General features: G+C 58.2%; 20 protein-coding genes. 13 read left to right on the top strand and 7 right to left on the bottom strand.

Features of this window, described 5'->3' with window-relative positions; translation table 11 throughout:
* Nucleotides 1–33: 33 nt before the first annotated feature.
* The 5 genes from GJQ55_RS06910 to metH all read right to left on the bottom strand — a co-directional run bounded on the left by GJQ55_RS06910 (nucleotide 34) and on the right by metH (nucleotide 8,185).
* Nucleotides 34–525 carry a DUF934 domain-containing protein gene (locus GJQ55_RS06910; protein WP_228344249.1) on the bottom strand — a complete coding sequence of 164 codons (492 nt, stop codon included), beginning with the start codon at nucleotides 523–525 and terminating at the stop codon, nucleotides 34–36.
* Nucleotides 509–2,170 carry a nitrite/sulfite reductase gene (locus tag GJQ55_RS06905; RefSeq protein ID WP_228344248.1) on the bottom strand — a complete coding sequence of 554 codons (1,662 nt, stop codon included), beginning with the start codon at nucleotides 2,168–2,170 and terminating at the stop codon, nucleotides 509–511. The genes GJQ55_RS06910 and GJQ55_RS06905 overlap by 17 nt, the downstream gene beginning before the upstream one ends.
* A 134-nt stretch (nucleotides 2,171–2,304) precedes the next feature.
* Complete coding sequence (locus tag GJQ55_RS06900; RefSeq protein WP_228344247.1) at nucleotides 2,305–3,096, bottom strand: glycerophosphodiester phosphodiesterase family protein; 792 nt, start codon at nucleotides 3,094–3,096, stop codon at nucleotides 2,305–2,307.
* Nucleotides 3,097–3,124: 28 nt separating this feature from the next.
* On the bottom strand, nucleotides 3,125–4,471 hold the full coding sequence (locus tag GJQ55_RS06895) for an MATE family efflux transporter (protein ID WP_228344246.1): 1,347 nt from the start codon (nucleotides 4,469–4,471) through the stop codon (nucleotides 3,125–3,127).
* 3 nt (nucleotides 4,472–4,474) lie between these two features.
* On the bottom strand, nucleotides 4,475–8,185 hold the full coding sequence (gene metH, locus GJQ55_RS06890; protein WP_228344245.1) for a methionine synthase: 3,711 nt from the start codon (nucleotides 8,183–8,185) through the stop codon (nucleotides 4,475–4,477).
* Between the two features lie 142 nt (nucleotides 8,186–8,327).
* Between metH and nfuA the strand changes: the two genes are divergently transcribed.
* Nucleotides 8,328–8,918 (top strand): Fe-S biogenesis protein NfuA, encoded by a 591-nt coding sequence (gene nfuA, locus GJQ55_RS06885; RefSeq protein WP_228344244.1) that lies wholly within the window; start codon nucleotides 8,328–8,330, stop codon nucleotides 8,916–8,918.
* Nucleotides 8,919–9,061: 143 nt separating this feature from the next.
* On the opposite strand, the gene GJQ55_RS06880 is transcribed toward nfuA, so the two are convergent.
* Entirely contained in the window at nucleotides 9,062–10,705 is a 1,644-nt protein-coding gene (locus GJQ55_RS06880) for an electron transfer flavoprotein-ubiquinone oxidoreductase (protein ID WP_228344243.1), read from the bottom strand.
* Nucleotides 10,706–11,052: 347 nt separating this feature from the next.
* Between GJQ55_RS06880 and GJQ55_RS06875 the strand changes: the two genes are divergently transcribed.
* The 12 genes from GJQ55_RS06875 (at nucleotide 11,053) to gorA (ending at nucleotide 21,882) form a co-directional block, all read left to right on the top strand.
* Nucleotides 11,053–11,802, top strand: a complete 750-nt coding sequence (locus GJQ55_RS06875; protein WP_228344242.1) for an electron transfer flavoprotein subunit beta/FixA family protein — start codon at nucleotides 11,053–11,055, stop codon at nucleotides 11,800–11,802.
* A gap of 12 nt (nucleotides 11,803–11,814) precedes the next feature.
* Nucleotides 11,815–12,741, top strand: coding sequence for an FAD-binding protein (locus GJQ55_RS06870; protein ID WP_228344241.1), 927 nt, complete (start codon nucleotides 11,815–11,817; stop codon nucleotides 12,739–12,741).
* 161 nt (nucleotides 12,742–12,902) lie between these two features.
* Nucleotides 12,903–14,429 carry a type II secretion system ATPase GspE gene (gene gspE / locus GJQ55_RS06865; RefSeq protein WP_228344240.1) on the top strand — a complete coding sequence of 509 codons (1,527 nt, stop codon included), beginning with the start codon at nucleotides 12,903–12,905 and terminating at the stop codon, nucleotides 14,427–14,429.
* 1 nt (nucleotide 14,430) lies between these two features.
* A complete protein-coding gene (gene gspF / locus GJQ55_RS06860) occupies nucleotides 14,431–15,642 on the top strand; it encodes a type II secretion system inner membrane protein GspF (RefSeq protein ID WP_228344239.1) in 1,212 nt (403 codons plus the stop codon).
* A gap of 8 nt (nucleotides 15,643–15,650) precedes the next feature.
* Complete coding sequence (gene gspG, locus GJQ55_RS06855; protein WP_228344238.1) at nucleotides 15,651–16,091, top strand: type II secretion system major pseudopilin GspG; 441 nt, start codon at nucleotides 15,651–15,653, stop codon at nucleotides 16,089–16,091.
* A gap of 5 nt (nucleotides 16,092–16,096) precedes the next feature.
* Nucleotides 16,097–16,672 carry a type II secretion system minor pseudopilin GspH gene (gene gspH / locus GJQ55_RS06850; RefSeq protein WP_228344237.1) on the top strand — a complete coding sequence of 192 codons (576 nt, stop codon included), beginning with the start codon at nucleotides 16,097–16,099 and terminating at the stop codon, nucleotides 16,670–16,672.
* Complete coding sequence (gspI, locus tag GJQ55_RS06845; protein WP_228344236.1) at nucleotides 16,662–17,033, top strand: type II secretion system minor pseudopilin GspI; 372 nt, start codon at nucleotides 16,662–16,664, stop codon at nucleotides 17,031–17,033. Before gspH ends, gspI begins: the two co-directional genes overlap by 11 nt.
* A complete protein-coding gene (gene gspJ / locus GJQ55_RS06840; protein WP_228344235.1) occupies nucleotides 17,033–17,743 on the top strand; it encodes a type II secretion system minor pseudopilin GspJ in 711 nt (236 codons plus the stop codon). Before gspI ends, gspJ begins: the two co-directional genes overlap by 1 nt.
* Complete coding sequence (gene gspK / locus GJQ55_RS06835; protein ID WP_228344234.1) at nucleotides 17,740–18,777, top strand: type II secretion system minor pseudopilin GspK; 1,038 nt, start codon at nucleotides 17,740–17,742, stop codon at nucleotides 18,775–18,777. The genes gspJ and gspK overlap by 4 nt, the downstream gene beginning before the upstream one ends.
* Before the next feature lie 18 nt (nucleotides 18,778–18,795).
* Nucleotides 18,796–19,986 (top strand): type II secretion system protein GspL, encoded by a 1,191-nt coding sequence (gene gspL / locus GJQ55_RS06830; protein WP_228344233.1) that lies wholly within the window; start codon nucleotides 18,796–18,798, stop codon nucleotides 19,984–19,986.
* Nucleotides 19,983–20,507 carry a type II secretion system protein GspM gene (gene gspM / locus GJQ55_RS06825; RefSeq protein WP_228344232.1) on the top strand — a complete coding sequence of 175 codons (525 nt, stop codon included), beginning with the start codon at nucleotides 19,983–19,985 and terminating at the stop codon, nucleotides 20,505–20,507. Before gspL ends, gspM begins: the two co-directional genes overlap by 4 nt.
* Before the next feature lie 16 nt (nucleotides 20,508–20,523).
* Entirely contained in the window at nucleotides 20,524–21,882 is a 1,359-nt protein-coding gene (gene gorA, locus GJQ55_RS06820) for a glutathione-disulfide reductase (RefSeq protein ID WP_228344231.1), read from the top strand.
* Between the two features lie 86 nt (nucleotides 21,883–21,968).
* Here gorA and rapA read toward each other — a convergent pair whose 3' ends face one another.
* Complete coding sequence (rapA, locus tag GJQ55_RS06815; RefSeq protein ID WP_228344230.1) at nucleotides 21,969–24,731, bottom strand: RNA polymerase-associated protein RapA; 2,763 nt, start codon at nucleotides 24,729–24,731, stop codon at nucleotides 21,969–21,971.
* Nucleotides 24,732–24,852: the final 121 nt, after the last annotated feature.

The raw sequence follows: 24,852 nt of genomic DNA, 5'->3' as shown, positions 1-24,852 counted from the left end.
CTCTGACGGCTTTTTTGTATCCGGCGTTCCTGTTCAGCCGCGACGGCGGAACAGTGGGCGGGGGTCGTGCACGTCGTTCTGATAGCAGACGCTGAAGGTGGCGAAGGCCGCCAGGGCGTCGTTCAGATCCTGATCATCGCGCAGGGCGAAGGCATCGAAGCCCACGCGCTGCATAAAGAACAGCTGGTCGATCAGGACATCGCCCACCGAGCGCAGTTCGCCCCGGTAGCCATGACGTTCACGCAGCAGGCGGGCAGTGCTGTAGCCACGGCCGTCGCTGAATTTCGGGAACTCAATGGCAATGATGCTGAACTGGCGGCAGTCGTCGCCGAGCCGGTCGGCGGTGTCTTCGCTGTTCAGCCACAGGCCGATTTTACCGGCCTGCGCCAGCGGCGCCAGTGATTCGGCATTATCCTGCCAGCGTTGCAGGCTGATCAGGCTGTAATCGGCCATTACGGCCTCATCGTCCAGACGCTGCCACTCGTCGCTGGTGACGAGCTGGCCTTTCTTAATGAGCTGGGCCATAGATCGCCTCCTTAAACGGGTCGTGGCCAATACGGCGGTAGGTTTCCAGGAACGATTCGCCGTCCTGACGCTTGACGACGTAGAAATCCAGAATTTTGGCGATGATGTCCGGGATCTGGTCGCGGGCAAAAGAGGGACCGAGGATTTTACCCAGGGTCGATTCTTCACCGGCGTTGCCGCCCAGGGAAATCTGGAAGAATTCTTCGCCTTTTTTGTCCACGCCCAGAATGCCGATGTTGCCGACGTGGTGGTGACCACAGGCGTTCATGCAGCCGGAAATGTTCAGGTCGATTTCGCCCAGATCGTACAGATAATCCAGATCGTCAAAGCGCACCTGAATGGCTTCCGCCACCGGAATGGATTTGGCGTTGGCCAGGGCGCAGAAGTCGCCGCCCGGGCAGCAGATCATATCGGTCAGCAGGCCCAGAGTCGGCGTCGCCAGCCCCAGGGCTTTGGCCTGTTGCCACAGGTTAAACAGTTCACGCTGTTCCACATCGGCCAGTACCAGGTTCTGCTGATGGGTGGAGCGGATTTCACCAAAACTGTACTGATCGGCCAGGGCGGCAATCTGATCCAGCTGTTCAGACGTAATGTCACCCGGCGGGGTGCCTTTCTGTTTCAGGGTCAGGGTAACCACGGCGTAGCCGGCTTTTTTATGCTGGCGCACGTTGCGGCCCAGCCAGCGGGCGAAGGCAGCGTTTTCTGTGCGCGCAGTGGTCAGTTCTGCCGGCTCGTCGGCCAGCTCCCGATAGGCCGGGTCGGTAAAGTGTTTCTTCACCCGATCCAGCTCAGCCTGGGTCAGTTTGCCGTCACTGTGGCGGGTACGTTCCCATTCGGCTTCCACCAGTTCGCGCATGCGTTCAATACCCAGTGCTTTGGTCAGAATCTTGATCCGGGCTTTGTATTTGTTATCGCGGCGACCGAACTGGTTATAGACGCGGATAATGGCATCCAGATAGGTCAGCAGGTCTTCTTCCGGCAGGAAGCTGCGGATCTCTTCACCGATAACCGGGGTACGGCCTAAACCGCCGCCGACCAGAATGCGGTAACCGATTGCACCGGCGTCATTGCGCACCAGGTTCACACCAATGTCGTGAATCTGAATGGCGGCGCGGTCAGCACCCGGGACGGCGTTGACGGCAATTTTGAACTTGCGCGGCAGGAAGGCGAATTCCGGGTGGAAGGTTGACCACTGGCGGATAATTTCGCAGTAGGGGCGCGGGTCGGTAATTTCTTCGGCAATCACCCCGGCGTATTCGTCGGTGGTGGTGTTGCGGATACAGTTGCCGCTGGTCTGCACGGCGTGCATCTGTACTTCGGCCAGCTCGGCCAGAATCTGCGGGCATTCTTCCAGCTTCGGCCAGTTCAGCTGCAGGTTCTGACGGGTGGTGAAGTGGGCATAGCCTTTGTCATAGGTGCGCGCCACATGGGCCAGCTTACGCATCTGCACCGAGCTGATGGCACCGTAAGGAATGGCGATACGCAGCATCGGGGCGTAGCGCTGAATATAAATGCCGTTCTGCAAGCGCAGCGGCAGGAACTCGTCCGGTGCAATTTTACCGGCCAGAAAACGCTCCATCTGCCCACGGAACTGGGCGACGCGCTCATTCAGCAGTTGCTGATCGTACTCATCGTAAACGTACATAGTAACCCGGTTGCTAACCTGTCGTTAGTTAGAGGAATGGTTATGGCGGCGAACAATAGCAGACGCCTTATATTCTTAAAATGACTATTTATCTATATGAAAATAACTGAAGGCTCTAAAGAAAGCCGTGTTTTTCAGTGTTTGCCCAGTGGTGCGCGCCCCTGCAAATGCTGCAGCAAACGTTGCGGGAAGTCGGTAAATACCGCATCCACACCCGCCTGTAATAACTGGCGGGCGTCATCCGGGTCGTTCACGGTAAACACCATGCAGTGATAACCGGCAGCCCGGATGGCTTTAACCGCCTGGGCATCGAAAAACTCGCGCGCAAAGTGCAGGCCGGCGCAGTCGGCTTCTTCCAGCCGGTGCTGCCAGTCGGCCGGAATCGCCTCAACGTTCAGACCACGGGTTACGTGCGGCAAATGGCGGCGGGCGGCCTGCAGGGCATGAATGCTGAAACTGCTGAACAGCAGCGCCTGCTCAAACGGCACTTGTTGTAAGGCTTTGTGCATGGCCCAGACGGTTTCCGGCTCGCGGCCAATGGTGGGTTTTATTTCCAGGTTCAGCCCCAGTTCCAGCTGGTTGGCCAGCACCAGTAACTCGGTAAGGGTCAGCATCCGTTCCTGCGCGAACTCAGCGGCATACCAGCTGCCGGCGTCTAACTGCTTCAGCTCGGCCAGGCGCTTCTGAATCACCAGTCCGCTGCCGTCGGAACAACGCGCCAGATCGGCATCATGGTGGATTACGGCAATGCCATCGGCGGAGATTGTTACGTCCACTTCAATCCAGCGCGCGCCCTGATGGGCGGCCAGCGCAATCGCGGCCCGGGTATTTTCCGGGGCCGAACCACTGGCGCCGCGGTGGGCAATAACCGGCGGCAGGTATTCATACGCATCGGGGCTGGCAAAAGGCATGCTGTGGCTGGGCATAAAAACTCCGCAAGGGGACATCAGACAGTCAGAGAGTGATCCGTGCCCAGTGCCGTGAGCGCCAGATCAGGGCGTAAATCAGCGACAACGTAATACGTTGCAGACCCTGAAGCAACCAGATTCCCAGCAGCCCGAAACCGGCCACCGGACCGGCCAGATAGGCCAGCGGCAACAGCACCCCCCATTGCATGCTCAGGCTGATGCGCATCACCTGATGGCTGGCGCCGGCGCCCAGCAGCGCCTGGGTGAGTACCATGGCGGTCACTTCAAACACAATATTCAGGCCGGTAATACGCAACGGCCAGCTGCCCAGTTCAATCAGATGCTGATCGGGAGTGAAAATACCAAGAATATGCTGCGGAAACAGCCACAGCGGCAGACCGAGCAGGGCCATCATCAGTATGGCTACCCGCACCACTTCCCAGCCCCAGCGGTAGGCGTCGGCGGTATCGTTACGGCCCAGGGCATGGCCGACCAGACTGGTGGAGGCAATGCCCAACCCGACCGCCGGTAAAATCAGCAGCAGTGCCAGGCTGATAAGAATATGGCCAATGGCCTGCTCCTGGGTGCCGACCTGGCCAATAATCCAGAACAGCACGCTGACTCCCAGCGCAAACAGGGTTTGCTGGGTGGAATTCGGTACCGTCAGTCGCAGCACCTGCAGCAGGGTGTGACGTTGCGGCCAGCGGAAACGGCCGCTGCGCCGGCGGAAAGTAAGCCAGCTGTACAGTCCGGCGCCAAAGAACAGCGCAATGCTGGTACCCATGCCGGAACCCACGGCACCATAACCTTGCCAGCTGCCGATGCCAAAAATAAGTACATAGCTGACCACCACATTAACGAGGTGCATCAGCAGCAGGGAATGCAGATAAATGCGCGCCTGACCAATGCCGCTCCAGTACCCCCGGAACACAAAGTTCATGGCTACCGCAACGGTAGCTGCTGTGCGCCATTCGAAATAAGGTACTGCAATATCAAGAACTTGCGGATCAGAATTGAATAAAGAGATTAGCCAGGGAGCCATCAGGATAAACAGCAGCGAGAGCGGAATGCCAACCACCACGGCCAATAGCAGGCCGGCGGTCAGCGGGTCGTGCAGGGAGGTGTCACCGGCACCGTGACGGCGGGCCACCAGTGCCTGCACGCCGGCCGATAAACCCATCACCATGGACACGGTAATAAAGGTGGTATAACCGCCCACGCCCACCCCGGCCAGAGCGGTTTCCCCCAGCCGGCCGACCATGGCGGCATCGACCAGGTTAATCAGGCTCTGCGACAGCATGCCGCCAATAATGGGGATGCCGATGCTGAGAATCCGGGTCAGCCGCTGCGGCTCAATGCCAAGCAGGCGGCTGACCAGCAGCAGCCCGTTCATATCTTAGCGGTCGTAGCTCAGGTTAGGCGCCAGCCAGCGCTCCATTTCGTCCATGGTCATGCCTTTGCGGCGGGCAATGTCTTCGACCTGGTCACGGTCGATTTTGCCCAGTCCGAAGTATTTGGCCTCCGGATGTGAGAAATACCAGCCACTGACCGAGGCGGCCGGGGTCATGGCGAAGTTCTCGGTCAGCGAAACGCCGGTCGCCTGTTCGGCATTCAGAATGCGGAACAGGGTGGCTTTCTCGGTGTGATCCGGGCAGGCCGGATAACCCGGTGCCGGACGGGTGCCTTTGTAGTTTTCTTTGATCAGCTCTTCGTTGCTGAGCTGCTCATCGGCGGCGTAGCCCCAGAGTTCCTTGCGCACGATTTCATGCAGACGTTCGGCAAAGGCTTCGGCAAAGCGGTCGGCCAATGCTTTGATCAGAATGCTGCTGTAGTCGTCGTGTTTGGCATCATAAGAATGGGCCAGCTTCTCGGCTTCGATACCGGCGGTGACCACAAAAGCCCCGACGTAGTCATCGACCGAACCTTCCGGTGCGACAAAGTCGGCCAGTGAATAGTTGGGCTGATCGTTGGGCTTATCGGTTTGCTGGCGCAGCTGGTGCAGCACGGCCAGTTCGGCACTGCGGTCTTCACTGAACACCACAATGTCGTCTTCACCACGGCGTTGCGCCGGCCACAGGCCGACCACACCACGGGCGGTAAAGAGTTTTTCATCGATGATGCGCGCCAGCATGGCCTGGGCATCTTTGAACAGGGCAGTGGCGGCTTCACCGACCACTTCATCTTCCAGAATGCGCGGGTATTTACCGGCCAGCTCCCACGACATAAAGAAAGGGGTCCAGTCGATGTATTCTGCCAGCTCAGCCAGGTCGAAGGCTTCGTACACCGTAACGCCCAGCTTGTTGGGCTTTACGGGTTTGTAGTTGCTGAAATCCGGCCGGAAGGCATTGGCGCAAGCGGCGTCATAGCTGAGCAATGCCTTGGCCTTGCGGTTGGCGTTGCGTTCACGCACGGCCTGATATTCATCGCGGCGCTCGGCCACAAAGGCGGCTTTAGCCTCCGGCGTCACCAGCTTCTGGGCCACGCCCACGGCACGGGAAGCATCGGCGACATAGACGGTAATGTCATTCTTGTACTGCGGCTCAATTTTTACCGCGGTGTGGGCTTTGGAGGTGGTGGCACCGCCGATCATCAGCGGAAGATGGTAATTCAGCCGCTGCATTTCACGGGCCACGTGCACCATTTCATCCAGTGACGGCGTAATCAGGCCGGACAGGCCGATGATATCGACGTTTTCTTCCTTGGCGACTTTAAGGATTCTCTCCGCCGGCACCATCACACCGAGGTCAATCACCTCGAAGTTGTTGCACTGCAGCACCACGCCAACGATGTTTTTGCCGATGTCGTGGACGTCACCTTTTACGGTCGCCATCAGGATCTTGCCCTGGGTTTCCGATTTGCCGTCTTTTTCGGCTTCGATAAAGGGCAGCAGATAAGCCACCGCCTGTTTCATTACGCGGGCGCTTTTCACCACCTGCGGCAGGAACATTTTGCCGGAACCGAACAGGTCACCGACCACGTTCATGCCGTCCATCAGCGGGCCTTCAATCACTTCAATCGGGCGGGCAAAGCCCTGGCGCGCTTCTTCGGTATCTTCTTCAACGAAGGCGTTAATGCCTTTGACCAGCGCGTGGGTCAGACGCTCACGCACCGGCAGGCTGCGCCATTCTTCGTTTTCTTTTTCCTGCACACTGCCATCGCCACGGTATTTCTCGGCAATTTCCAGCATGCGGTCGGTGGCATCCGGGCGGCGGTTCAGAATCACATCTTCAACGCGCTCTTTCAGCTCCGCCGGCAGGTCGTCATACACCGCCAGCTGGCCGGCGTTGACGATACCCATGCTCAGGCCGTTCTGAATGGCGTGATACAGGAACACCGAGTGAATGGCTTCACGCACCGGCTCGTTACCGCGGAAGGAGAACGATACGTTGGACACACCACCAGAAATCTTGGCGTGGGGCAGGTTGTCGGTAATGAACTTACAACTGTTGATGAAATCCACCGCGTAGTTGTTGTGTTCTTCAATACCGGTCGCCACGGCAAAGATGTTCGGGTCGAAAATAATGTCCTGCGGCGGGAAACCGACTTTATCGACCAGCACGCGGTAGGAGCGCCCACAGATTTCATTTTTGCGCGCTTCGGTATCGGCCTGACCTTGCTCGTCGAACGCCATCACCACCACTGCCGCGCCATAACGCAGGCAGCGTTTGGCTTTGGCGATAAACTCTTCTTCGCCTTCTTTCAGGGAAATGGAGTTCACAATGGCCTTGCCCTGAATGCACTTCAGGCCGGCTTCGATGATGTCCCACTTGGACGAGTCGACCATGATCGGCACCCGGGCAATATCCGGCTCGGCGGCAATCAGATTCAGGAAGCGCACCATGGCGGCCTGCGAATCCAGCATGCCTTCGTCCATGTTGATGTCGATAATCTGGGCGCCGCTTTCGACCTGCTGGCGCGCCACACTCAGCGCTTCATCGTAGTTTTCTTCAATAATCAGCCGCTTGAATTTGGCCGAGCCGGTGACGTTGGTACGCTCACCGACGTTAACAAACAGGCTGTCTTCATCGAAGTTAAACGGCTCCAGACCGGCCAGCCGACAGGCCGGACGAATAGCCGGAATAACCCGCGGCTTATGTTTCTGTACCGCTTCGGCAATGGCTTTGATGTGCGCTGGAGTGGTGCCACAGCAGCCGCCAACAATGTTCAGGAAACCGGAGGCGGCAAATTCTTCCACAATCACCGCCATGTCAGCGGCCGACTGATCGTACTCACCGAATTCATTCGGAAGACCGGCGTTCGGGTGCGCGGAAATATAGGTATTGACCTTATTCGACAGCTCTTCAATGTGCGGACGCAGCTCTTCAGCACCCAGCGCGCAGTTCAGGCCGACCGACAGCGGGCGGGCGTGGGCGACGGAGTTCCAGAAGGCTTCGGCGGTCTGGCCGGTTAAGGTACGGCCAGAGGCGTCGGTGATGGTGCCGGAAATCATAATCGGCAGCTCTTCACCGCGGCGCTCAAACACTTCCTGAGCGGCAAAAATCGCTGCTTTGGCATTCAGAGTGTCGAAAATGGTTTCAATCAGAATCAGGTCGGCGCCGCCGTCCATCAGGCCTTCGGTGGCCTCAATGTATTCCGCCACCAGCTTGTCGAAGGTAATGGCGCGGTAACCGGGGTCGTTCACATCCGGGGAGATGGAGCTGGTTTTGCTGGTCGGGCCCAGTACACCGGCCACGTAGCGCGGAATACCGGTTTCGGCTTCCACCTCATCGGCCACGCGGCGGGCAAGGGCAGCCGCTTCGCGGTTCAGTTCCGGTACCAGGTCTTCCATCTGGTAATCGGCCTGCGACACCCGGGTGCTGTTGAAGGTGTTGGTTTCAACGATATCAGCGCCGGCCAGATAATACTGGCGGTGAATGCCGGCAATAATCTCAGGCTGGGTCAGTACCAGCAGGTCGTTGTTGCCTTTAACATCCTGAGCGATGTCAGCAAAACGGCTGCCCCGGTAGTCTTTTTCATCCAGCTGATGGGACTGAATCAGCGTGCCCATGCCGCCATCCAGAATATGGATGCGCTGCTGCAGATTGGCTTTCAGACGGGCGATACGTTGCTGGCGGAGATCGGACAGGGGGGAGGTGTTCTGACTCATAATATTACTAAGGCTGCTACCCAAAAATAGCCGCGGATTGTAGCAGAGCGGGAACCGCTTGTCTTATCCAACTGTTTTAGTTGGGTATTTCGCCGCCGGCCGCCATTCGTTACAATGGCGCCAGTTAACTGAGGTACTGGCTATGACAACCTATGTAACCATCACTCCTGATGCGGAAGAGTATCTGGCAAGCCTGCTGGAGAAACAGAACATCGAAGGGATGGCGGTGCGCGTGTTTATCACCCAACCCGGCACCAAGTATGCGGAAACCTGCCTGGCGTACTGCCGCCCGGAAGAGGTGAATGCCTCCGATCTGATTCAGCCGATGGACAAGCTGCGCGTCTATATCGAGGCGATGAGCGTTCCGTATCTGGAAGAATCCCTTATTGATTTCGCCAAAGACCGTATGGGCGGCCAGCTGACCATTAAGGCGCCGAATGCCAAAATGCCCAAGGTAACCGCCGACAGCCCGGTGGAAGAGCGCATTAATTATCTGCTGTACACCGAAATCAACCCGGGTCTGGCGTCGCATGGCGGCGAAGTGAGCCTGGTAGAGCTGACCGAAGACGGCATTGCGGTGCTGAAGTTCGGCGGCGGCTGCCAGGGCTGCAGCGCGGTGGATATGACGTTAAAAGATGGTGTGGAGGCGACCCTGACCTCGCGCGTACCAGAAGTAAGAGGGGTGCGGGACGTAACCGACCACACTCAGGCTGAGAACGCCTATTTCAAGTAACACTCTCGTAAGACTTCAGCCGCCTGCGGGCGGCTTTTTTGTGTCCGCTGTTTGTCTTTGGTGCGATTGGTGCGCATAAAAAACGGCCCGAAGGCCGTTTTTAAACCCCATTAAAATCAATGGGTTGTAACATCTTGTTGATGTTACATATTCGGATAGTTCGGACCACCGGCACCCTCTGGAGTAACCCAGGTGATGTTCTGTGACGGGTCTTTGATATCACAGGTCTTGCAGTGTACGCAGTTCTGCGAGTTGATCTGGAAGCGCTTTTCGCCTTCTGCAGTTTCAACAATTTCGTACACCCCAGCCGGGCAGTAGCGCTGCGCCGGTTCATCCCACTTCGGCAGGTTAACGCTTAGCGGAATGGAAGCGTCTTTCAGCTTCAGGTGGCAAGGCTGGTCTTCGGCGTGGTTTACGTTACCGATAAACACAGAGTCCAGTTTGGCGAAGGAGATTTTGCCATCTGGTTTCGGATAGTTAATCTTCGCGCACTCAGCGGCCGGCTTCAGGGTCGCGTAGTCTGGAGTGGTGTCGTGCAGGGTGAACGGCATCGGCACAATGTTCTGGTCGATGTAGTTAAACGCACCACCCAGGAAAGTACCGAACTTGTGCATCGCCGGGCCGAAGTTGCGGCTGCGGTGCAGTTCCTGCCAGGCCCATGAGGCTTCAAAGACGGTAGTGAATTCAGTCACTTCGTCATTGGCGCGGCCAGCCTGAATGGCTTTAAACAGCTCTTCAGCAGCGACCAGGCCGCTCTTCATGGCGGTATGCGTGCCTTTGATCTTGGCGAAGTTCAGGGTGCCGGCATCACAGCCAACCACCAGACCGCCCAGGAAAGTCATCTTCGGCAGGCAGTTCAGACCGCCTTTGGTGATGGCGCGGGCGCCGTAAGATACGCGCTTACCGCCTTCCAGGTACTGTTTCACCACCGGATGGTGTTTCATGCGCTGGAATTCATCAAAGGGGCTGACGTGCGGGTTGCTGTACGAAAGGTCAGTGATCAGACCAACCACTACCTGGTTGTTTTCGGCGTGGTAAAGGAAGAAACCACCGGAAGAACCGGATTCGCTCAGCGGCCAGCCGGCACCGTGCAGTACCAGGCCTTCTTTATGGTTGGCCGGGTCAATATCCCACAGCTCTTTGATACCAATGCCGTAGTGTTGCGGATCTTTGCCTTCATCCAGCTTGAACTCGCTGATCAGGCGCTTGCCCAGATGGCCGCGACAGCCTTCGGCAAAGACGGTGTACTTGGCACGCAATTCCATGCCCGGGGTGTATTCGGCTTTGGGTTCGCCATTGGCGTCCACGCCCATGTCGCCGGTCACGATGCCTTTAATAGCGCCGTCTTCAACGATGTATTCAGCGGCGGTGAAGCCCGGGTAGATTTCTACGCCCAGTGCTTCGGCCTGCTCGCCCAGCCAGCGGCTGACGTTACCCAGGGAAACAATGTAGTTGCCCTCGTTGTGCATGGGCTTGGGGATCATCCAGTTCGGAGTTTTTACCGACTTTTCGGCGCTGGTCAGGAAATAAACTTCATCACCTTTAACCGGCACATTGAGCGGGGCACCCAGCTCTTTCCAGTTCGGGAACAACTCAGCCAGGGCACGGTCTTCGATAACGGCACCGGACAGAATATGGGCGCCGACTTCGGAGCCTTTTTCAACCAGGCAGACAGAAATTTCCTGACCGGCCTGTTCAGCCAGTTGTTTGAGACGACAGGCAGTCGACAGGCCGGCAGGGCCGCCGCCGACGATGACTACGTCATATTCCATTACATCACGTTGCATATTGTTCTCCTCGGTATGAGCTGGGAGCTGTTGGCTTTCGGAACTCTCTCACAGCCTTATAGTCAGGCACACGGAACATTATTTTGCACACAAACGGCCACAAAAACGCCTGCCTGAAAGGCAAAATGGCGGCCATTATACGTTGGGCGCATCCGCAGGCAACTGCTTTCCACTGAAAAACGCCGGCAAAACATAGGCTTGGCGCGACGGTCTGGCCTTACTATTGACGCTGGGTAGAAACATCCCAATAATGTGGCGCGCTGGAAAGGGCGTCTCAAATTGACTGTGTCATCCTGTCGGCGTGGTATTTGCCCTTTATTCATCCACTAGATAAATACGAGGAATCTATGAAGGTTCTTGTCGCTGTTAAACGTGTTATCGATTACAACGTAAAGGTACGCGTAAAGCCGGATAATTCAGACGTTGATCTGACCAACGTTAAAATGGCTATGAACCCCTTCTGCGAAATCGCCGTGGAAGAAGCTGTGCGCCTGAAAGAGAAGGGCATCGCCAGCGAAGTGGTGGTGGTTTCTATTGGTCCTAAAGTGGCTCAGGAACAGATCCGTACCGCTCTGGCTCTGGGTGCAGACCGTGGCATTCTGGTCGAAACCGACGAGAAGCTGGAATCCCTGAGCGTTGCCAAACTGCTGAAAGCCGTTGTTGATAAAGAACAGCCGCAACTGGTTCTGCTGGGTAAGCAGACCATCGACAGCGACAACAATCAGACTGGCCAGATGCTGGGTGCACTGACGGGTATGGCGCAAGGCACCTTCGCTTCTGAAGTGGCCATCGATGGCGAAAAAGTGAACGTAACCCGTGAAATCGACGGCGGTCTGCGTACCGTTGCTCTGAAACTGCCGGCGATCGTTACCACTGACCTGCGTCTGAACGAGCCGCGTTATGCGTCTCTGCCGAACATTATGAAAGCCAAACGTAAGCCTCTGGATGTCACCACTCCGGCTGACCTGGGTGTGGAAGTTAAGTCCACCCTGTCACTGGTTCAGGTAACTCCGCCGGCACAGCGCAAGGCCGGTATCAAGGTTGCCAGCATTGAACAGCTGGTCGACAAACTGAAGAACGAAGCCAAAGTGCTGTAAGAGGTCTGTTACATGTCTATTTTAGTAATCGCTGAACACGATAACGCGACCCTGAAAGCAGCCACTCTGAACGTTGTGGCTGCTGCTGCCAAAATCGGTGGCGACGTCGACGTGCTGGTTGCCGGCAGCAACTGTGGCGCTGCTGCTGAAGCCGCTGCCAAAATCGCTGGCGTAGCCAAAGTACTGGTTGCCGATAACGCGGCTTACGAGTATCAGCTGGCTGAGAACATGGGCGAGCTGGTTGCTGAACTGGGTAAGGGCTACAGCCACATCCTGGCCGCTGCCACCACTACCGGTAAAGACTTCCTGCCACGCGCTGCGGCGCTGCTGGACGTTAACATGCTGTCTGAAGTGATTGGCGTGGTTGATGCCGACACCTTCACTCGTCCGATCTACGCCGGTAACGCCATTGCGACGGTTAAATCAGCTGACAGCATCAAAGTGATGACTGTGCGCCCGACCGGTTTCGATGCGGCCGCTGAAGGCGGCGCTGCTGCCGTAACCGCCATCGACCTGGTTAAAGATGCTGGTCTGTCTGCTTTCGCTGGCGAAGAGCTGGCCAAGTCTGACCGTCCGGAACTGACCGGTGCCAAGATCGTTATCTCTGGTGGTCGTGGTATGCAGAACGGCGACAACTTCGAGATGCTGTACAAAGTGGCCGACAAACTGGGTGCCGCTGTTGGTGCATCCCGTGCGGCGGTTGACGCCGGTTTCGTACCGAACGACATGCAGGTTGGTCAGACCGGTAAGATCGTTGCTCCGGAACTGTACGTTGCTGTGGGTATCTCTGGTGCCATTCAGCATCTGGCTGGTATGAAGGACTCCAAAGTCATTGTTGCGATCAACAAAGACGAAGAAGCTCCGATCTTCCAGGTAGCCGATTACGGTCTGGTTGCAGACCTGTTTGACGCCGTACCAGAACTGGAAAAAGCTCTGTAATATCAGATGCTTAGAAAAACCCGGCCAAGGCCGGGTTTTTTTATGTCATGCAGTTGTCATTTTTCCGTAATAAGGTAACGTACCGAGCATAACAACAAAGAGGGATTTCCTTTGCAGCGGATGATGCAGATGACGATTTTTGCCAACGAGCAGGGCATCGAATGACCGCAGACAATCTGGCCGTACCGGCAGAAGACCTCTCCCGTCAGGTGCAATCGACCAATCTTAATACCCGGTTACCCTTTGGCTATGCCAAACGCTTTGGCGTGCTGATTGAAGGCAAGGCCGACCAGTTATTGCTGCTGCACCGTGAAGGGGTGCAGGCTGGCGTCATTATGGAAGTGCAGCGCTTTCTGAGTGCGCCTTTCCGGTTGCAGGCCATCAGCAACGATGAATTTGAACGCCGTATGGGGCTGGCCTACCAGAGTGATTCCTCCGAAACCATGGAAATGGTGGAAGGGCTGGGCGATGAAATGGACCTCGCCAGCCTGGCTGATTCTGTGCCGGAAACCGAAGACCTGCTCGAGCAGGAGGGCGATGCGCCCATTATCCGCCTGATCAACGCCTTACTGACCGAAGCTGTTAAAGAAAATGCCTCGGATATTCACGTCGAAACCTACGAAAAACGCCTGGTCGTACGCTTTCGCGTCGATGGCGTGCTGCGCGAAGTGGTGCAGCCCAAGCGCGCCCTGGCGGCGCTGTTAATTTCCCGTATTAAGGTCATGGCGCGGCTGGATATTGCCGAAAAACGCGTGCCGCAGGACGGTCGTATTGCCTTACGCATCGGTGGTCGTGAAGTGGATGTGCGGGTGTCGACCATGCCGTCCAGTTTTGGCGAGCGGGTGGTAATGCGTCTGCTGGATAAGCAAGCCGGCCGCCTGAGCCTGTCGCAGCTGGGCATGGCGCCGCGTGATCTGGCCACCATGCGCAATATTATCAGCAAGCCCCACGGCATTATTCTGGTAACCGGTCCGACCGGCTCGGGTAAAACCACCACGCTGTATGGGGCGCTGAGTGACCTGAACGATACCAGCCGCAATATTCTGACCGTGGAAGACCCGATCGAATACAGCCTGCCCGGCATTGGCCAGACCCAGGTAAACACCAAAGTTGAAATGACCTTCGCCAAAGGCCTGCGCGCCATTCTGCGCCAGGACCCGGATGTGGTGATGATCGGTGAGATCCGCGACCTTGAAACCGTTGAAATTGCCATTCAGGCCTCATTAACCGGTCACCTGGTGCTGTCGACGCTGCACACCAATACCGCCATTGGTGCGGTAACCCGACTGCAAGATATGGGCGTCGAGCCCTTTCTGCTGTCGTCCAGTATTATCGGTGTAATCGCCCAGCGGCTGGTGCGGGTGTTGTGCAATGAATGCAAAGAAGAAGCCACCGCCGATGCCGCCGAATGCACCATTCTCGGCATTGATCCGGCGCAGCCACCGCAGATTTTCCACGCCCGCGGTTGTGATAAGTGCAACCAGCTGGGCTATCGCGGTCGCCAGGGTATCTACGAAATCATTGAAGTCGATGAAACTATGAAAACCCTGATCCATGACCGTGCTGGCGAACAGGCGCTGGAGCGTCACGCGCGCACGCTGGGGCCAGGCATTCAGCAGGACGGTATCCGCAAAGTACTGGCCGGCAGCACCACCATTGAAGAATTATTACGGGTGGTGAAGGGCTGATATGGGTGCCTTTGTCTATCAGGCGCTGGACGAGCGCGGCAAAGCCAAAAAAGGGGTGCTGGAAGCCGACAGTGCCCGCCAGGTGCGCCAGCAGCTGCGCGACAAAGGCTGGCTGCCGCTGTCCGTGGAGCAGACCACCCGTAAAGAACAAACCCCTGGCTTGCTCAGTCGCTCACCCGGCTTGTCCGTACCCGAGCTGGCGTTAATAACCCGTCAGCTGGCCACGTTGATTCAGGCTGGCCTGCCCATTGATGAATCCCTGCGCGCGTTGTCGGAGCAAACCGGCAAACAACGCATTAAGGCCATGATTCTGGCTATTCGGGCCAAGGTGCTGGAAGGCTATACACTGGCCAAAGCACTGGCGGAATACCCGCGCGCCTTTCCGCATCTGTACCGTTCCACCGTGGCGGCCGGTGAGCATGCCGGCCATCTGGATGGTGTGCTGAACCGGCTGGCGGACTACACCGAAGCCCGTCAGGCGTCCGACCAGAAAATTAAATTAGCCGCCATGTACCCCATTATTCTGTCGGTCGTGGCCATTGGTATTGTGGTGGGTCTGCTGACCTATGTGGTGCCCGATATCGTTGAGGTGTTTCTGAAGAATGGTCAGGAATTGCCCGGTTTAACCGCCTTTATGCTGAACCTGAGTTATTTTATCCGCGACTGGGGCTTGCTGACGCTGGTGTTGCTGGTGATGGGCCTGACCCTGTTCCGGCTGGCCTTGCGCGGTGCTGCTTTTCGCCGCCGCTGGCATTCCCTGTTGCTGCGTACGCCGGGACTGGGCGGGTTTGTTAAAGACGCCAATACCGCCCGCTTTGGCAGCACACTGGCCATTCTGACCAGCAGTGGTGTGCCGCTGGTGGACGCCATGCGCATTGCCAGTCAGGTGATTACCAACATTCCCATTCAGCAGGGGCTGGCGCAGGCCACGGTGAAGGTCAGTGAAGGTGGCAGCCTGCATAAATCGCTGGCCGAAGCCCGGTTTTTCCCACCCATTATGCTGCACATGATTGCCAGTGGCGAAAACAGCGGCGAGCTGGACTCCATGCTGGCGCGCACGGCGGCCCAGCAGGAAGCCACGCTGGAGAATACCGTGTCGGCGCTGGTCAAAGTGTTTGAGCCCATGATGCTGCTGGTCATGGGCGGCATTGTCGCCACCATTGTGGCGGCCATTATGATGCCGATTCTTGAACTTCAGAAAATGGTGCAATAGGAGCAAGTATGCAACGCAGTAACCTGAAACAGGCGCAACGTGGTTTTACCCTGCTGGAAGTAATGGTGGTGCTGGCCATTATCGGCGGCATTATGGCCCTGGTCGCCACCAATATTATCGGTTCCGCCGGCGATGCACGGGTCAAAACCACCCAGAGCCAGATCAAGCTGATCGAAAATGCCCTGGATATGTACAAGCTGGATAACTTCACTTATCCGACCACCGAACAGGGGCTGGAAGCGCTGGTGCAAAAGCCGACCAGCGCGCCGGAGCCGCGTAACTGGCGCGCCGATGGCTACCTGAAAGGCACCTCGGTACCGACCGACGCCTGGGGCAGTGAATTCCTGTACTTTATGGATCGCGGTCGTTACGAAATCGTCTCACTGGGTGCCGATGCCCAGGAAGGCGGCGAGGGCGAAGCCGCTGACATCAGCAGTCTGGATAAGTAATTCCGATGCACGCCGGGCGTGGTTTTACCCTGCTGGAGGTGATGGTCGTACTGGCCATTATCGGTGGCTTACTGGGTTTGGTATCGCTGTCGGGCGGTGACCGGCAGGCCGAAGACCAGACCCGGCGCGCCGCCCAGCAGATCAGCGCCCGGTTGATGGCTTACCGGCAGGAAGCGGTGTTTCAGAACATTGACCTAGGCGTGGCCATGCAGTCCGGCAGCCTGTTGCTGCTGAGCCTGCAGGATGTGCGCAGCCAGGAATTCAGTGCCAACAAAACCGCTGAAGAACTGGACCGGCTGAACAAAAATCCCTGGCAAACCTATGAGGGCAGTTTATCTGCCGAGCTGGAGCTGGCGCCGGAAATTATCGTCGGGCTGAGCATCGAAGGGCGCGAAGCCGACCTTAATGCCCCGGCCGATGAGGATCTCGGTCCGCAGCCGGTATTGCTGTTTTTATCCTCCGATGAGTACACGCCGTTCCACCTGACCTTTACCCACGAAGCCGACGAGCGCTTTGCGGTGCACCTGCGCGGCGATGGGTTTGGTTTGCCGTTGCTGGAGGTTGAGCACTTTGAAGGCTGAGCAACGTCTGCGGGGCTTCACCTTACTGGAGGTGATGATTGCACTGACCATTTTTGCGGCGATAGCGATTGTTATCAGTGATACCGCCAGCCAGAGTGCGTCCTCATTAATTCATCTGCAGGACAAAACCCTGGCCGCCATGGTGGCCGAAAACCGCATGGCCGAACTGCGCCTGAACGGCCTGCCGCCTCAAGGGGAGCGCAGCGATCAGACCAGCATGGCCGGACGCGACTGGCTGATCACCAGCAAGGTCGAGAAAACCGAATTCCCTGATACCCATCGCGTTACCATCGAGGTGGCTGATGCCAGTAACAAGGACGCCATTGTCGCCACCCTGGCCAGCATTATGGGGAAGCACTGATGCGCACCCGCGGTTTTACCTTGCTGGAGGTGCTGGTTGCGGTCGGCATTACCGCCATGATTGGCGTAGGCTCAGCGCAGTTGCTGGCCAATATTATTGATTCCCGCCGCATTACCGACATCCGGGCCGAACAACTGGCCAGCCTGCAGCGCTTCAATATGGTGGTCAGTCGTGATATCGAACAGATCATTAACCGTGGTATCCGTGATCAATATGGCGATCTGCAGCCAGCATTGCTGCTGAACAACGGTGATTATCTGCTGGAGTTTACCCGCAGCGGCTGGCGCAATTCCCCCTTTGCGGAACGACCACGTTCGGAATTACAACGGGTGGCCTACCGGACCGAAAGTCTCGACAGTGACGTCTGTGCTGGCGCCCGGGCGCGACTGGAAAGCTGGGGTGTACTGGACGCGCAGGGCGAATGCCTGGTGCGCTATTTCTGGCCGGTGCTGGATCGCGCCAGCACCAGTGAGCCGCTGGCGCAGGTGATTCTGGAGCAGGTTGACCGTTTTGAAGTCGACGTGCTGGCCGGCACCGCCGGAGCCGGTGATGGCTTATCCACGCCGGCCCGTGACAAATACAGCAGCTGGCCACCACTGCAGACCGATACCACGCAGATGGCACCGCTGGCGCTGCGCTGGCGCATCACACTACCGCAGCTGGGTGATATTGAACGCCTGTGGCTGCTGGCCTGGGCGGAAGACGTATGAATAATGGCCGGCGCTGTTCTGTACCCCGCCAGCACGGGCTGGCACTGATTACGGTGCTGATGATCTTCGCCATCGTCTCGGTGCTGGGCATCAGCATGGTCGAGCGCCAGGCAGCGGATATTCAGCGCAGTGGCACGCTGCTGGCGGTGCAGCAGGCCAATGCCTTTGTGATCGGCGCCGAGCAGGCGGTAAAAACCGGCCTGTATCTGGACTGGAATAACGACAAAGAGCGTGATCATGCGCTGGAAGAATGGGCCACTGACCGGCGTTTTCCATTATCACCGGGCACGGTGTTTATCCGTATCCGCGATGCCCAGGGGCGTTTTAATCTGAATACACTCAGCAAAGGTGCGGCCAACCGTGACCGGCAGTATCAGCGTTTTATTAATCTGCTCAATCTGCTGGCGCTGGATCCGGCACTGGCTGAGCGGTTGCTGGGCTGGCTGGACGATACCAGCCAGGAAGACACCCGCTACCAAAGCCAGCAGCCGCCGTATCGGGCGGCGTATCAGAGTTGCCGGCACACTTCAGAGATATTGCTGCTGGAAGGCATGACACTGGAAAGCTACCGGCGCCTCGAGCCCTATATCGCCTGCCTGCCGTTAACGGCCGCACTGAATGTGAATACCGCCAGTGCGGCGGTGCTGGCCGCGCTGGATGCCAGCCTGACGCTGGCTGATGGCGACAGCATCGTGGCAGCGCGCGGCGACAAAGGCTTTGCCTCGCTGGATGAATTCTGGGGGCTGAGCCAGGTAACGCCTTTTACCCGGGAAGAAGACGCCAGCGTACCGGCGGCTGAGCGTAAACCGCGCTGGGAGCAGACCGACTTCAGTGTAAAATCCGAGTATTTTGAAGCCTTTATCCGGGTGGATCTGTACCAGCGCATCGCTACGAGCGAAGTGCTGATCCGCCGCGATCAGGGCAGTGGCAAAATGACCACGCTGTACCGGGATTATTCCCGCCGCGAAGCCCGCCCGGATCCCGCCGGCGGAACGACGAACAATGTGCCGGCCAGCGCCATTCCGGCCGGTTAACAGACAGGAAACAGCAACATGGAAACGGTAAAGGTTCAGTGGCAGGCCCATACGGGCGAGTGGCTGATCAGTGCAAGCCGAGACAGCACACCGCAACGCCTGACTCAGTGGGCGGAGGCACTGCCGGATTTAACCCAGGTCCGGCTGGTGCTGGCGGCGCAGAACTACGCCTGTTACTGGCTCAGTCTGCCGGGTGTCAGCAGCCGGCATTTGCCACGGGCGTTGCCCTTTGCGCTGGAAGAATCCCTGATCGGTGATATAGCGGATTACCTGATTGTGCCGGCCGGGTCGGCGCAAAAACAGGTGCGGGCTTATGTGGTGGCCAATGACCTGATTGAACGCCTGCTGGAAGCCTGTGAGATGCACCATGTGCGGGTGCTGGAGCTGATTCCGGAAACCTCGCTGCTGGGTGATGAGCCGTTGCTGCAGCGCACTGAGGGCGGCTGGCTGGCGTCTCTGCCGGGCCGCTTTGAAGGCTATGTCGGCGATGCGGCCTTAACCCCGGTGCTGGAATCCTTATTTGCCGATGAGGCGCAACTGGCCAGCCTCACGCTGCGCGCGCCGCAGCTGGCCACCGCGCAATTGCTGCAAACCACGCTGGAAAGCAGTTTTGCCGGGCAGATCGGCAGCATCCACAGCGAACCTGATAGCGGCGCGGCCGCAACCTTGCCGGCACGGCCGGTGAATCTGCTGACCGGGCAGTATCAGGTGCGGCCGCAGCGCGAGCGCCGCCATGCCCCCTGGTGGCAGGCACTGGCGGGTATGGCTGCCGCCTGGGTCTTGTTCTGGACGCTGACCCTGTATCTGGATGTTCAGCGTCTGCAGCAGCAGTCCGGCGAGGTGCGCCAGCAAACCATCAGTCTGTATCAGCAGTTGTTTCCCGGTGAGCGGGTGCGGGCGCTGGAGCGACAGATCCGCGAAAAACTCAGTGGTGACAGCGGCGGCAGTGATGCCGGCTTCCTCAGCGCCACCCATACGCTGGCGCAGGTGTATCAGCAGCAGGGCTTGCAACAGCAGGTGCAGCTGACGTCGTTACGTTTTAATGACCGGCTGCAGGAGCTGATGGTGGAGGTGCAGGCCAAGGGGCTGAATGACCTGCAGGTGCTGCGTCAGGCACTGGAGCAGGCGGGCTTAAGTGCGGAAATCGCCTCTGCCACCAACGACAATAACGGTGTTAAAGGCCGCATCCGCATCGGAGGCCGGGTATGAAAGAACAACTGATGCTGCGCTGGCAGCAGGGGCTGGCCAATGTGCAGCAGCAACGCAGCGTACAGATGGCCAGGAAATGGTACGAGCAGCTGCCTGAGCGCGACCGGCTGATCGTTAAGCTGGTGTCTGCCGTACTGGTGCTGGCCTTGCTGGCCAGTATGATTCTGCTGCCATTGGTACGCGCTAAAGCCATGGCCGAATCGCAACTGGAACGTAACCGCGCCACCTACCAGCAGCTGGCGGATAACGCCGGTCGCTTTGGCAATGCCGTTGCAGCCACCGGCACGGCACCCTTACTGACCGTGGTGACGCAGCAGGCACGCAGCGCCGGGGTCAACCTCAGCCGTTATGAACAGGATGGCCAGGCCTTGCGTATCTGGCTGGAAAAGGCACCGTTTGATGACGCCATCAGCTGGCTGGAAAGCCTGCAGGCGCAGCAAGGCGTACGCGCCAGCCAGATCAGCGTGGATAAAACCGACAGCAGTGGCCGGGTGGATATCCGCGCCACGCTGACCCGCTAACCATAAGGGGCAGACTATGAGTTTTGATTACGATTTGCTGGTGATCGGCGCCGGTTCCGGCGGTGTGCGTTGCAGCCGCATGGCGGCGGCCCGGGGCTGGAAAGTGGCGGTGGTGGAAAACCGCGATCTGGGTGGTACCTGTGTGAATGTGGGCTGCGTGCCGAAGAAGCTGTTTGTCTATGCCTCGGAGTATCCGGCGGCGTTTGCCGATGCCCGTGGCTTTGGCGTACAGGGACACTTCGAGGGTTTTGATTGGCCCACACTTCGCGACAATAAAACCAATGAAATCAAACGATTAAACTCGATTTATAATAATTTACTTGAGAACTCCGGCGTCACCATTCTGCACGGCACGGCCGCTCTGGCCGGCCCGCATCAGGTGCGCATCGGTGAGCAGACCATCACGGCCGAGCGCATTGTGCTGGCCACCGGTGGCTGGCCGTTCAAACCGGATATTCCCGGGGCAGAACATGCCATTACCTCCAACGAAGCCTTTTATCTGGAGCAGTTTCCGCAACGGGTAGTGGTGGTTGGCGGTGGTTATATCGCCGTCGAATTCGCCGGCATTTTCAATGGCCTGGGTGCAGAAACCCATTTGCTGTATCGCGGTGATCAGGTGCTGCGCGGCTTTGATGAGGATGTGCGCAATTTTGCCGCCGCCCAGATCGTGCATAAGGGCGTACGGCTGCACACCCATACCGATATCCGCAGTATTGAACGGCACATCGACGGCAGCCTGACCTGCTCCTTAACCAGTGGAGAGGCGCTGCATTGCGATGCGGTGATGTTTGCCACCGGCCGCCGGCCGTTAACCGATGGGCTGGGTTTGGCCGCAGCCGGCGTGCAGGTACGCGACAACGGCACCATTGTTACCGATCATCTGTTCCGCACCACGGCACCTGGCATCTACGCATTGGGCGATGTGATCGGCACGCCGGCTTTAACCCCGGTGGCGCTGGCGCAGGCGATGAAACTGGTGGCGTACTGGTTTGATGGTGACCAGCAACCGCTCAGTTACGACAATATTCCCACCGCGGTTTTCTGCCAGCCCAATATCGCCACGGTGGGCTTAACCGAAGCGCAGGCGCAGGAACGTTTTGGCGCCGATGATCTGCAGGTGTTCGTCAGCGATTTCCGGCCAATGAAACACACCATGACCGGCCAGCCGGAACGGACGCTGATGAAACTGGTGGTACAGATCAGCACCGACAAAGTGCTCGGCGTACACATGGTCGGCGAAGCAGCGGGGGAGATTGTGCAGGGGCTGGCGGTGGCCATTAAGGCCGGCGCCACCAAAGCCGTGTTTGACAGCACCATTGGTATTCACCCAACCGCCGCCGAAGAGTTTGTTACCATGCGGACGCCGAGGGGGTGAGCTGAAAAACGCTCGCTGCGCTGGACGGGAGACGCTGGACGCTGGTTTTGCGTCTCCCGTCTCCCGTTAAGCTGTCCGCGCGGCAACTAGCCGCAGAACACCAGCCGCACACTGTCCAGCACCAGTTGCGATTCTTTGATCGCCGCCAGCACCGCGTCGCGCTCAGCTTTCACCTCAGCCACCAGCAGGGGTGACAGTTTCGGGTTGTGCTGGCTCAGGGCGTGCAGGCGCGCCAGGCGTTCGGCATAGGCTTCTTCGGCCTTATGCGAAGCACGCTCGACCATTTTGCCCAACTGAGCGCTGCCCAGTTTTTCCAGCTTATGGATCAGCGGCTGCGTGGTGGCGGCTTTCTGTTCCACCAGACCACGGGCGGTGCCTTTCTTGAGTGGCAACACAAAGGCCGGCAGTTCGCCGTCATTCACTTTCAGATCACCGGCCGGGGTCATCATCAGATGCATGGCATTCGGCGGCAGGTAGCGCTCGACCGCCAGCGCTTTCGGTGCCGGGCAGCGGGCCACAAACTGCAGCTCAACGTAGCAATCGCCAGTGCGGAAATCGTGCATATCAATGTAGCCGGCGGCGGCGTTGCCGGCCGGACCGCTGGTAATTAACTCCAGCGCCTGATCGACGAAGGGATGTTCCCAGCTCAGAAACTGCACATCGTCCCGGGCCAGCGCCACATCACGGCGGGTAGTGGCCATAAAGCCATCTTCCGGCAGATGCGGCAGGTCGGGCACCAGCATGTGGTCGCCGGGGGCGATGGTGATGCAGTCACCGCCCAGATCAATCAGCTCCAGACCAAAGGCGTCGGCGAACAGTTCGAGGAAATCGTTCAGCTCGGCTTCGTCTTCGATATGGGTAATGGTCATCTCTTTGGCCAGCTTGCGCGCCCGCTGCGGATGGCAGGAATGCAATTCCAGCAGGCGGTCGCGACCGGCTTCCAGTTGTGCCAGCAGGGTTTCGCGTTCGGTTGCCAGCAGGCCGATCAGTTCCGCCAGACCATCACCACTCAGCAGCGCCTGCTCAATGGCATCGCGGTGCTGCTCCAGCAGCGGCTGGGCAGCCGGATTTGGGCGGGTAAAAATATCCAGCCCGTCGTGCAGAATATGCGCCCAGCGCCCGGCGGCATGATCGGCAAAGGCGGGAATATGAATGCGGATGTCCTGTTTCTGGCCAATACGATCCAGACGGCCGATGCGCTGCTCGATTAAATCGCAGTTAAACGGCAGGTCGAACAGCACCAGTTCGTGAGCAAACTGGAAGTTGCGGCCTTCGGAACCGATTTCCGAGCACAGCAGAATACGCGCGCCCTGTTCGTGGTCGGCAAAGTAGGCGGCGGCGCGGTCACGCTCGACCAGATCCATGTGCTCATGGAACACGGCCACCTGCACACCGGCGGTTTCCCACAGCCACTGTTCCAGGTCCAGTACGGTCTGGGCGGCGTGGCAGATCAGGACAATTTTGTCTTTGCCGGTCGTGGCCAGCACCTGCAGCAGCCATTCACAACGCGGGTCGTTGTCGCACCAGTTGTGCAAGCCGAGTTCCGGATGCAGCGCTTCCAGGCCAGTGTTCAGGTCATCGGAGTCCGGCGCTGGCAGTTCGGTAATCTGCGGCAGGCGCTTGGGGAAACCCGCCACGCCGTGGCGGGTGTTGCGGTACAGCGCCCGGCCGGGGCCGTGACGGTCAATCAGCGTTTCCAGCAATTTGCCGCGCACGCTGCTGTCGTTCAGGGTACTGGCGTCGGCCTCTTCCGGCAGTAATTGCAGCAGGGTTGCCAGTTGTTCGTTGCTCAGCGGCTGCTCCGACGCCAGCGCACCAGCCAGATCCGCAACCGGCGCATAGGCCTTCTGTTCGGCCATAAACTGTGGCAGCGACGGGTAGCGTTCCGGGTCGAGCAGGCGCAGACGGGCAAAGTGGCCCTGAATACCCAGCTGTTCCGGCGTAGCGGTTAACAGCAGCAGACCGGCCGTGCGCAGGGACAGTTCTTCCACCAGTTCATAGGCGGCATCCTGTTCGCCGTCTTCGCTCCAGTGCAGATGGTGCGCTTCGTCAACCACCAGCATGTCCCAATCAGATGCACGGATTTGCTGGCCAACATCCTCATGCACCGCCAATGACAGCGGGCACAGGAACAGCTGGCCGGAGGCAAAAATATCGTCGCCGTCTTCGACCATGTCGCGGTCCACCAGACTGAAACGCAGGTTAAAGCGGCGCACCATTTCTACCAGCCACTGATGCAGCAGCTGGTCCGGCACCACCACCAGCACCCGTTGAATGCGCTGCTGCAGCAACAGACGGTGCAGAATCAGACCGGCTTCAATGGTTTTACCCAAGCCCACTTCATCAGCCAGCAAGACGCGCGGAATAGCGTCCTGAGTCACTTGCTCGGCAATGTAGAGCTGGTGTGGTAACAGACTGGTGCGGGCACCGAGCAGGCCGTAAAACGGCCGCTGGCGCAGCTTGCTCAGTTGTTTTAACGCCAGCTGACGCAGTTCAAACAGGTTGTTGTTGTCAATTTGGCCCGAAAACAGCCGGTCGGTGGGCTGATTCAGCTGAATATGACCACTGAGGTGAATTTCAGAAATCTGCCGTTCGCCATCGCTGTAAAAGACGATACCGTCCATCTCTTCAACATCGGTGACCTTGAGTACTGAGCCGTCCATTAAAGGCAGTACATCGTCTTCTTTGAAAATAACGCGGGTCAGTGGGGCGTTCTGGCGTGAGTAGCTGCGCTCTTCATCGATGGACGGAAAATAAATCGTGACAACACGGAAATCGACACTCTGGACAAGGCCCAGACCGAGGTCGGTTTCGGCCTCACTGATCCAACGCTGACCCACTGTATACATAGAACAAACCTGCTGAATAACGGAAGGAAGAGGGCGCCGCCATCGGGTTGGCAGGCCAAAAAACAGGCGCGGAGTCTAGCGCAAGCGCGGCTTAAATCCCACCGCTGCATTGGCCGGCAGC

This window comes from Venatoribacter cucullus (assembly GCF_016132445.1).
GTDB lineage: Bacteria > Pseudomonadota > Gammaproteobacteria > Pseudomonadales > Oceanobacteraceae > Venatoribacter > Venatoribacter cucullus.
Note: the sequence above shows the minus strand (reverse complement) of the source record. Positions and strands in the feature narration are given on the sequence as shown.

Bases quoted from the DNA above. Each gene is read 5' to 3' on its own strand.
- GJQ55_RS06910 (WP_228344249.1), bottom strand. From the start codon at position 525: ATGGCCCAGCTCATTAAGAAAGGCCAGCTCGTCACCAGCGACGAGTGG.
- GJQ55_RS06905 (WP_228344248.1), bottom strand. From the start codon at position 2,170: ATGTACGTTTACGATGAGTACGATCAGCAACTGCTGAATGAGCGCGTC.
- GJQ55_RS06900 (WP_228344247.1), bottom strand. From the start codon at position 3,096: ATGCCCAGCCACAGCATGCCTTTTGCCAGCCCCGATGCGTATGAATAC.
- GJQ55_RS06895 (WP_228344246.1), bottom strand. From the start codon at position 4,471: ATGAACGGGCTGCTGCTGGTCAGCCGCCTGCTTGGCATTGAGCCGCAG.
- metH (WP_228344245.1), bottom strand. From the start codon at position 8,185: ATGAGTCAGAACACCTCCCCCCTGTCCGATCTCCGCCAGCAACGTATC.
- nfuA (WP_228344244.1), top strand. From the start codon at position 8,328: ATGACAACCTATGTAACCATCACTCCTGATGCGGAAGAGTATCTGGCA.
- GJQ55_RS06880 (WP_228344243.1), bottom strand. From the start codon at position 10,705: ATGCAACGTGATGTAATGGAATATGACGTAGTCATCGTCGGCGGCGGC.
- GJQ55_RS06875 (WP_228344242.1), top strand. From the start codon at position 11,053: ATGAAGGTTCTTGTCGCTGTTAAACGTGTTATCGATTACAACGTAAAG.
- GJQ55_RS06870 (WP_228344241.1), top strand. From the start codon at position 11,815: ATGTCTATTTTAGTAATCGCTGAACACGATAACGCGACCCTGAAAGCA.
- gspE (WP_228344240.1), top strand. From the start codon at position 12,903: ATGACCGCAGACAATCTGGCCGTACCGGCAGAAGACCTCTCCCGTCAG.
- gspF (WP_228344239.1), top strand. From the start codon at position 14,431: ATGGGTGCCTTTGTCTATCAGGCGCTGGACGAGCGCGGCAAAGCCAAA.
- gspG (WP_228344238.1), top strand. From the start codon at position 15,651: ATGCAACGCAGTAACCTGAAACAGGCGCAACGTGGTTTTACCCTGCTG.
- gspH (WP_228344237.1), top strand. From the start codon at position 16,097: ATGCACGCCGGGCGTGGTTTTACCCTGCTGGAGGTGATGGTCGTACTG.
- gspJ (WP_228344235.1), top strand. From the start codon at position 17,033: ATGCGCACCCGCGGTTTTACCTTGCTGGAGGTGCTGGTTGCGGTCGGC.
- gspK (WP_228344234.1), top strand. From the start codon at position 17,740: ATGAATAATGGCCGGCGCTGTTCTGTACCCCGCCAGCACGGGCTGGCA.
- gspL (WP_228344233.1), top strand. From the start codon at position 18,796: ATGGAAACGGTAAAGGTTCAGTGGCAGGCCCATACGGGCGAGTGGCTG.
- gspM (WP_228344232.1), top strand. From the start codon at position 19,983: ATGAAAGAACAACTGATGCTGCGCTGGCAGCAGGGGCTGGCCAATGTG.
- gorA (WP_228344231.1), top strand. From the start codon at position 20,524: ATGAGTTTTGATTACGATTTGCTGGTGATCGGCGCCGGTTCCGGCGGT.
- rapA (WP_228344230.1), bottom strand. From the start codon at position 24,731: ATGTATACAGTGGGTCAGCGTTGGATCAGTGAGGCCGAAACCGACCTC.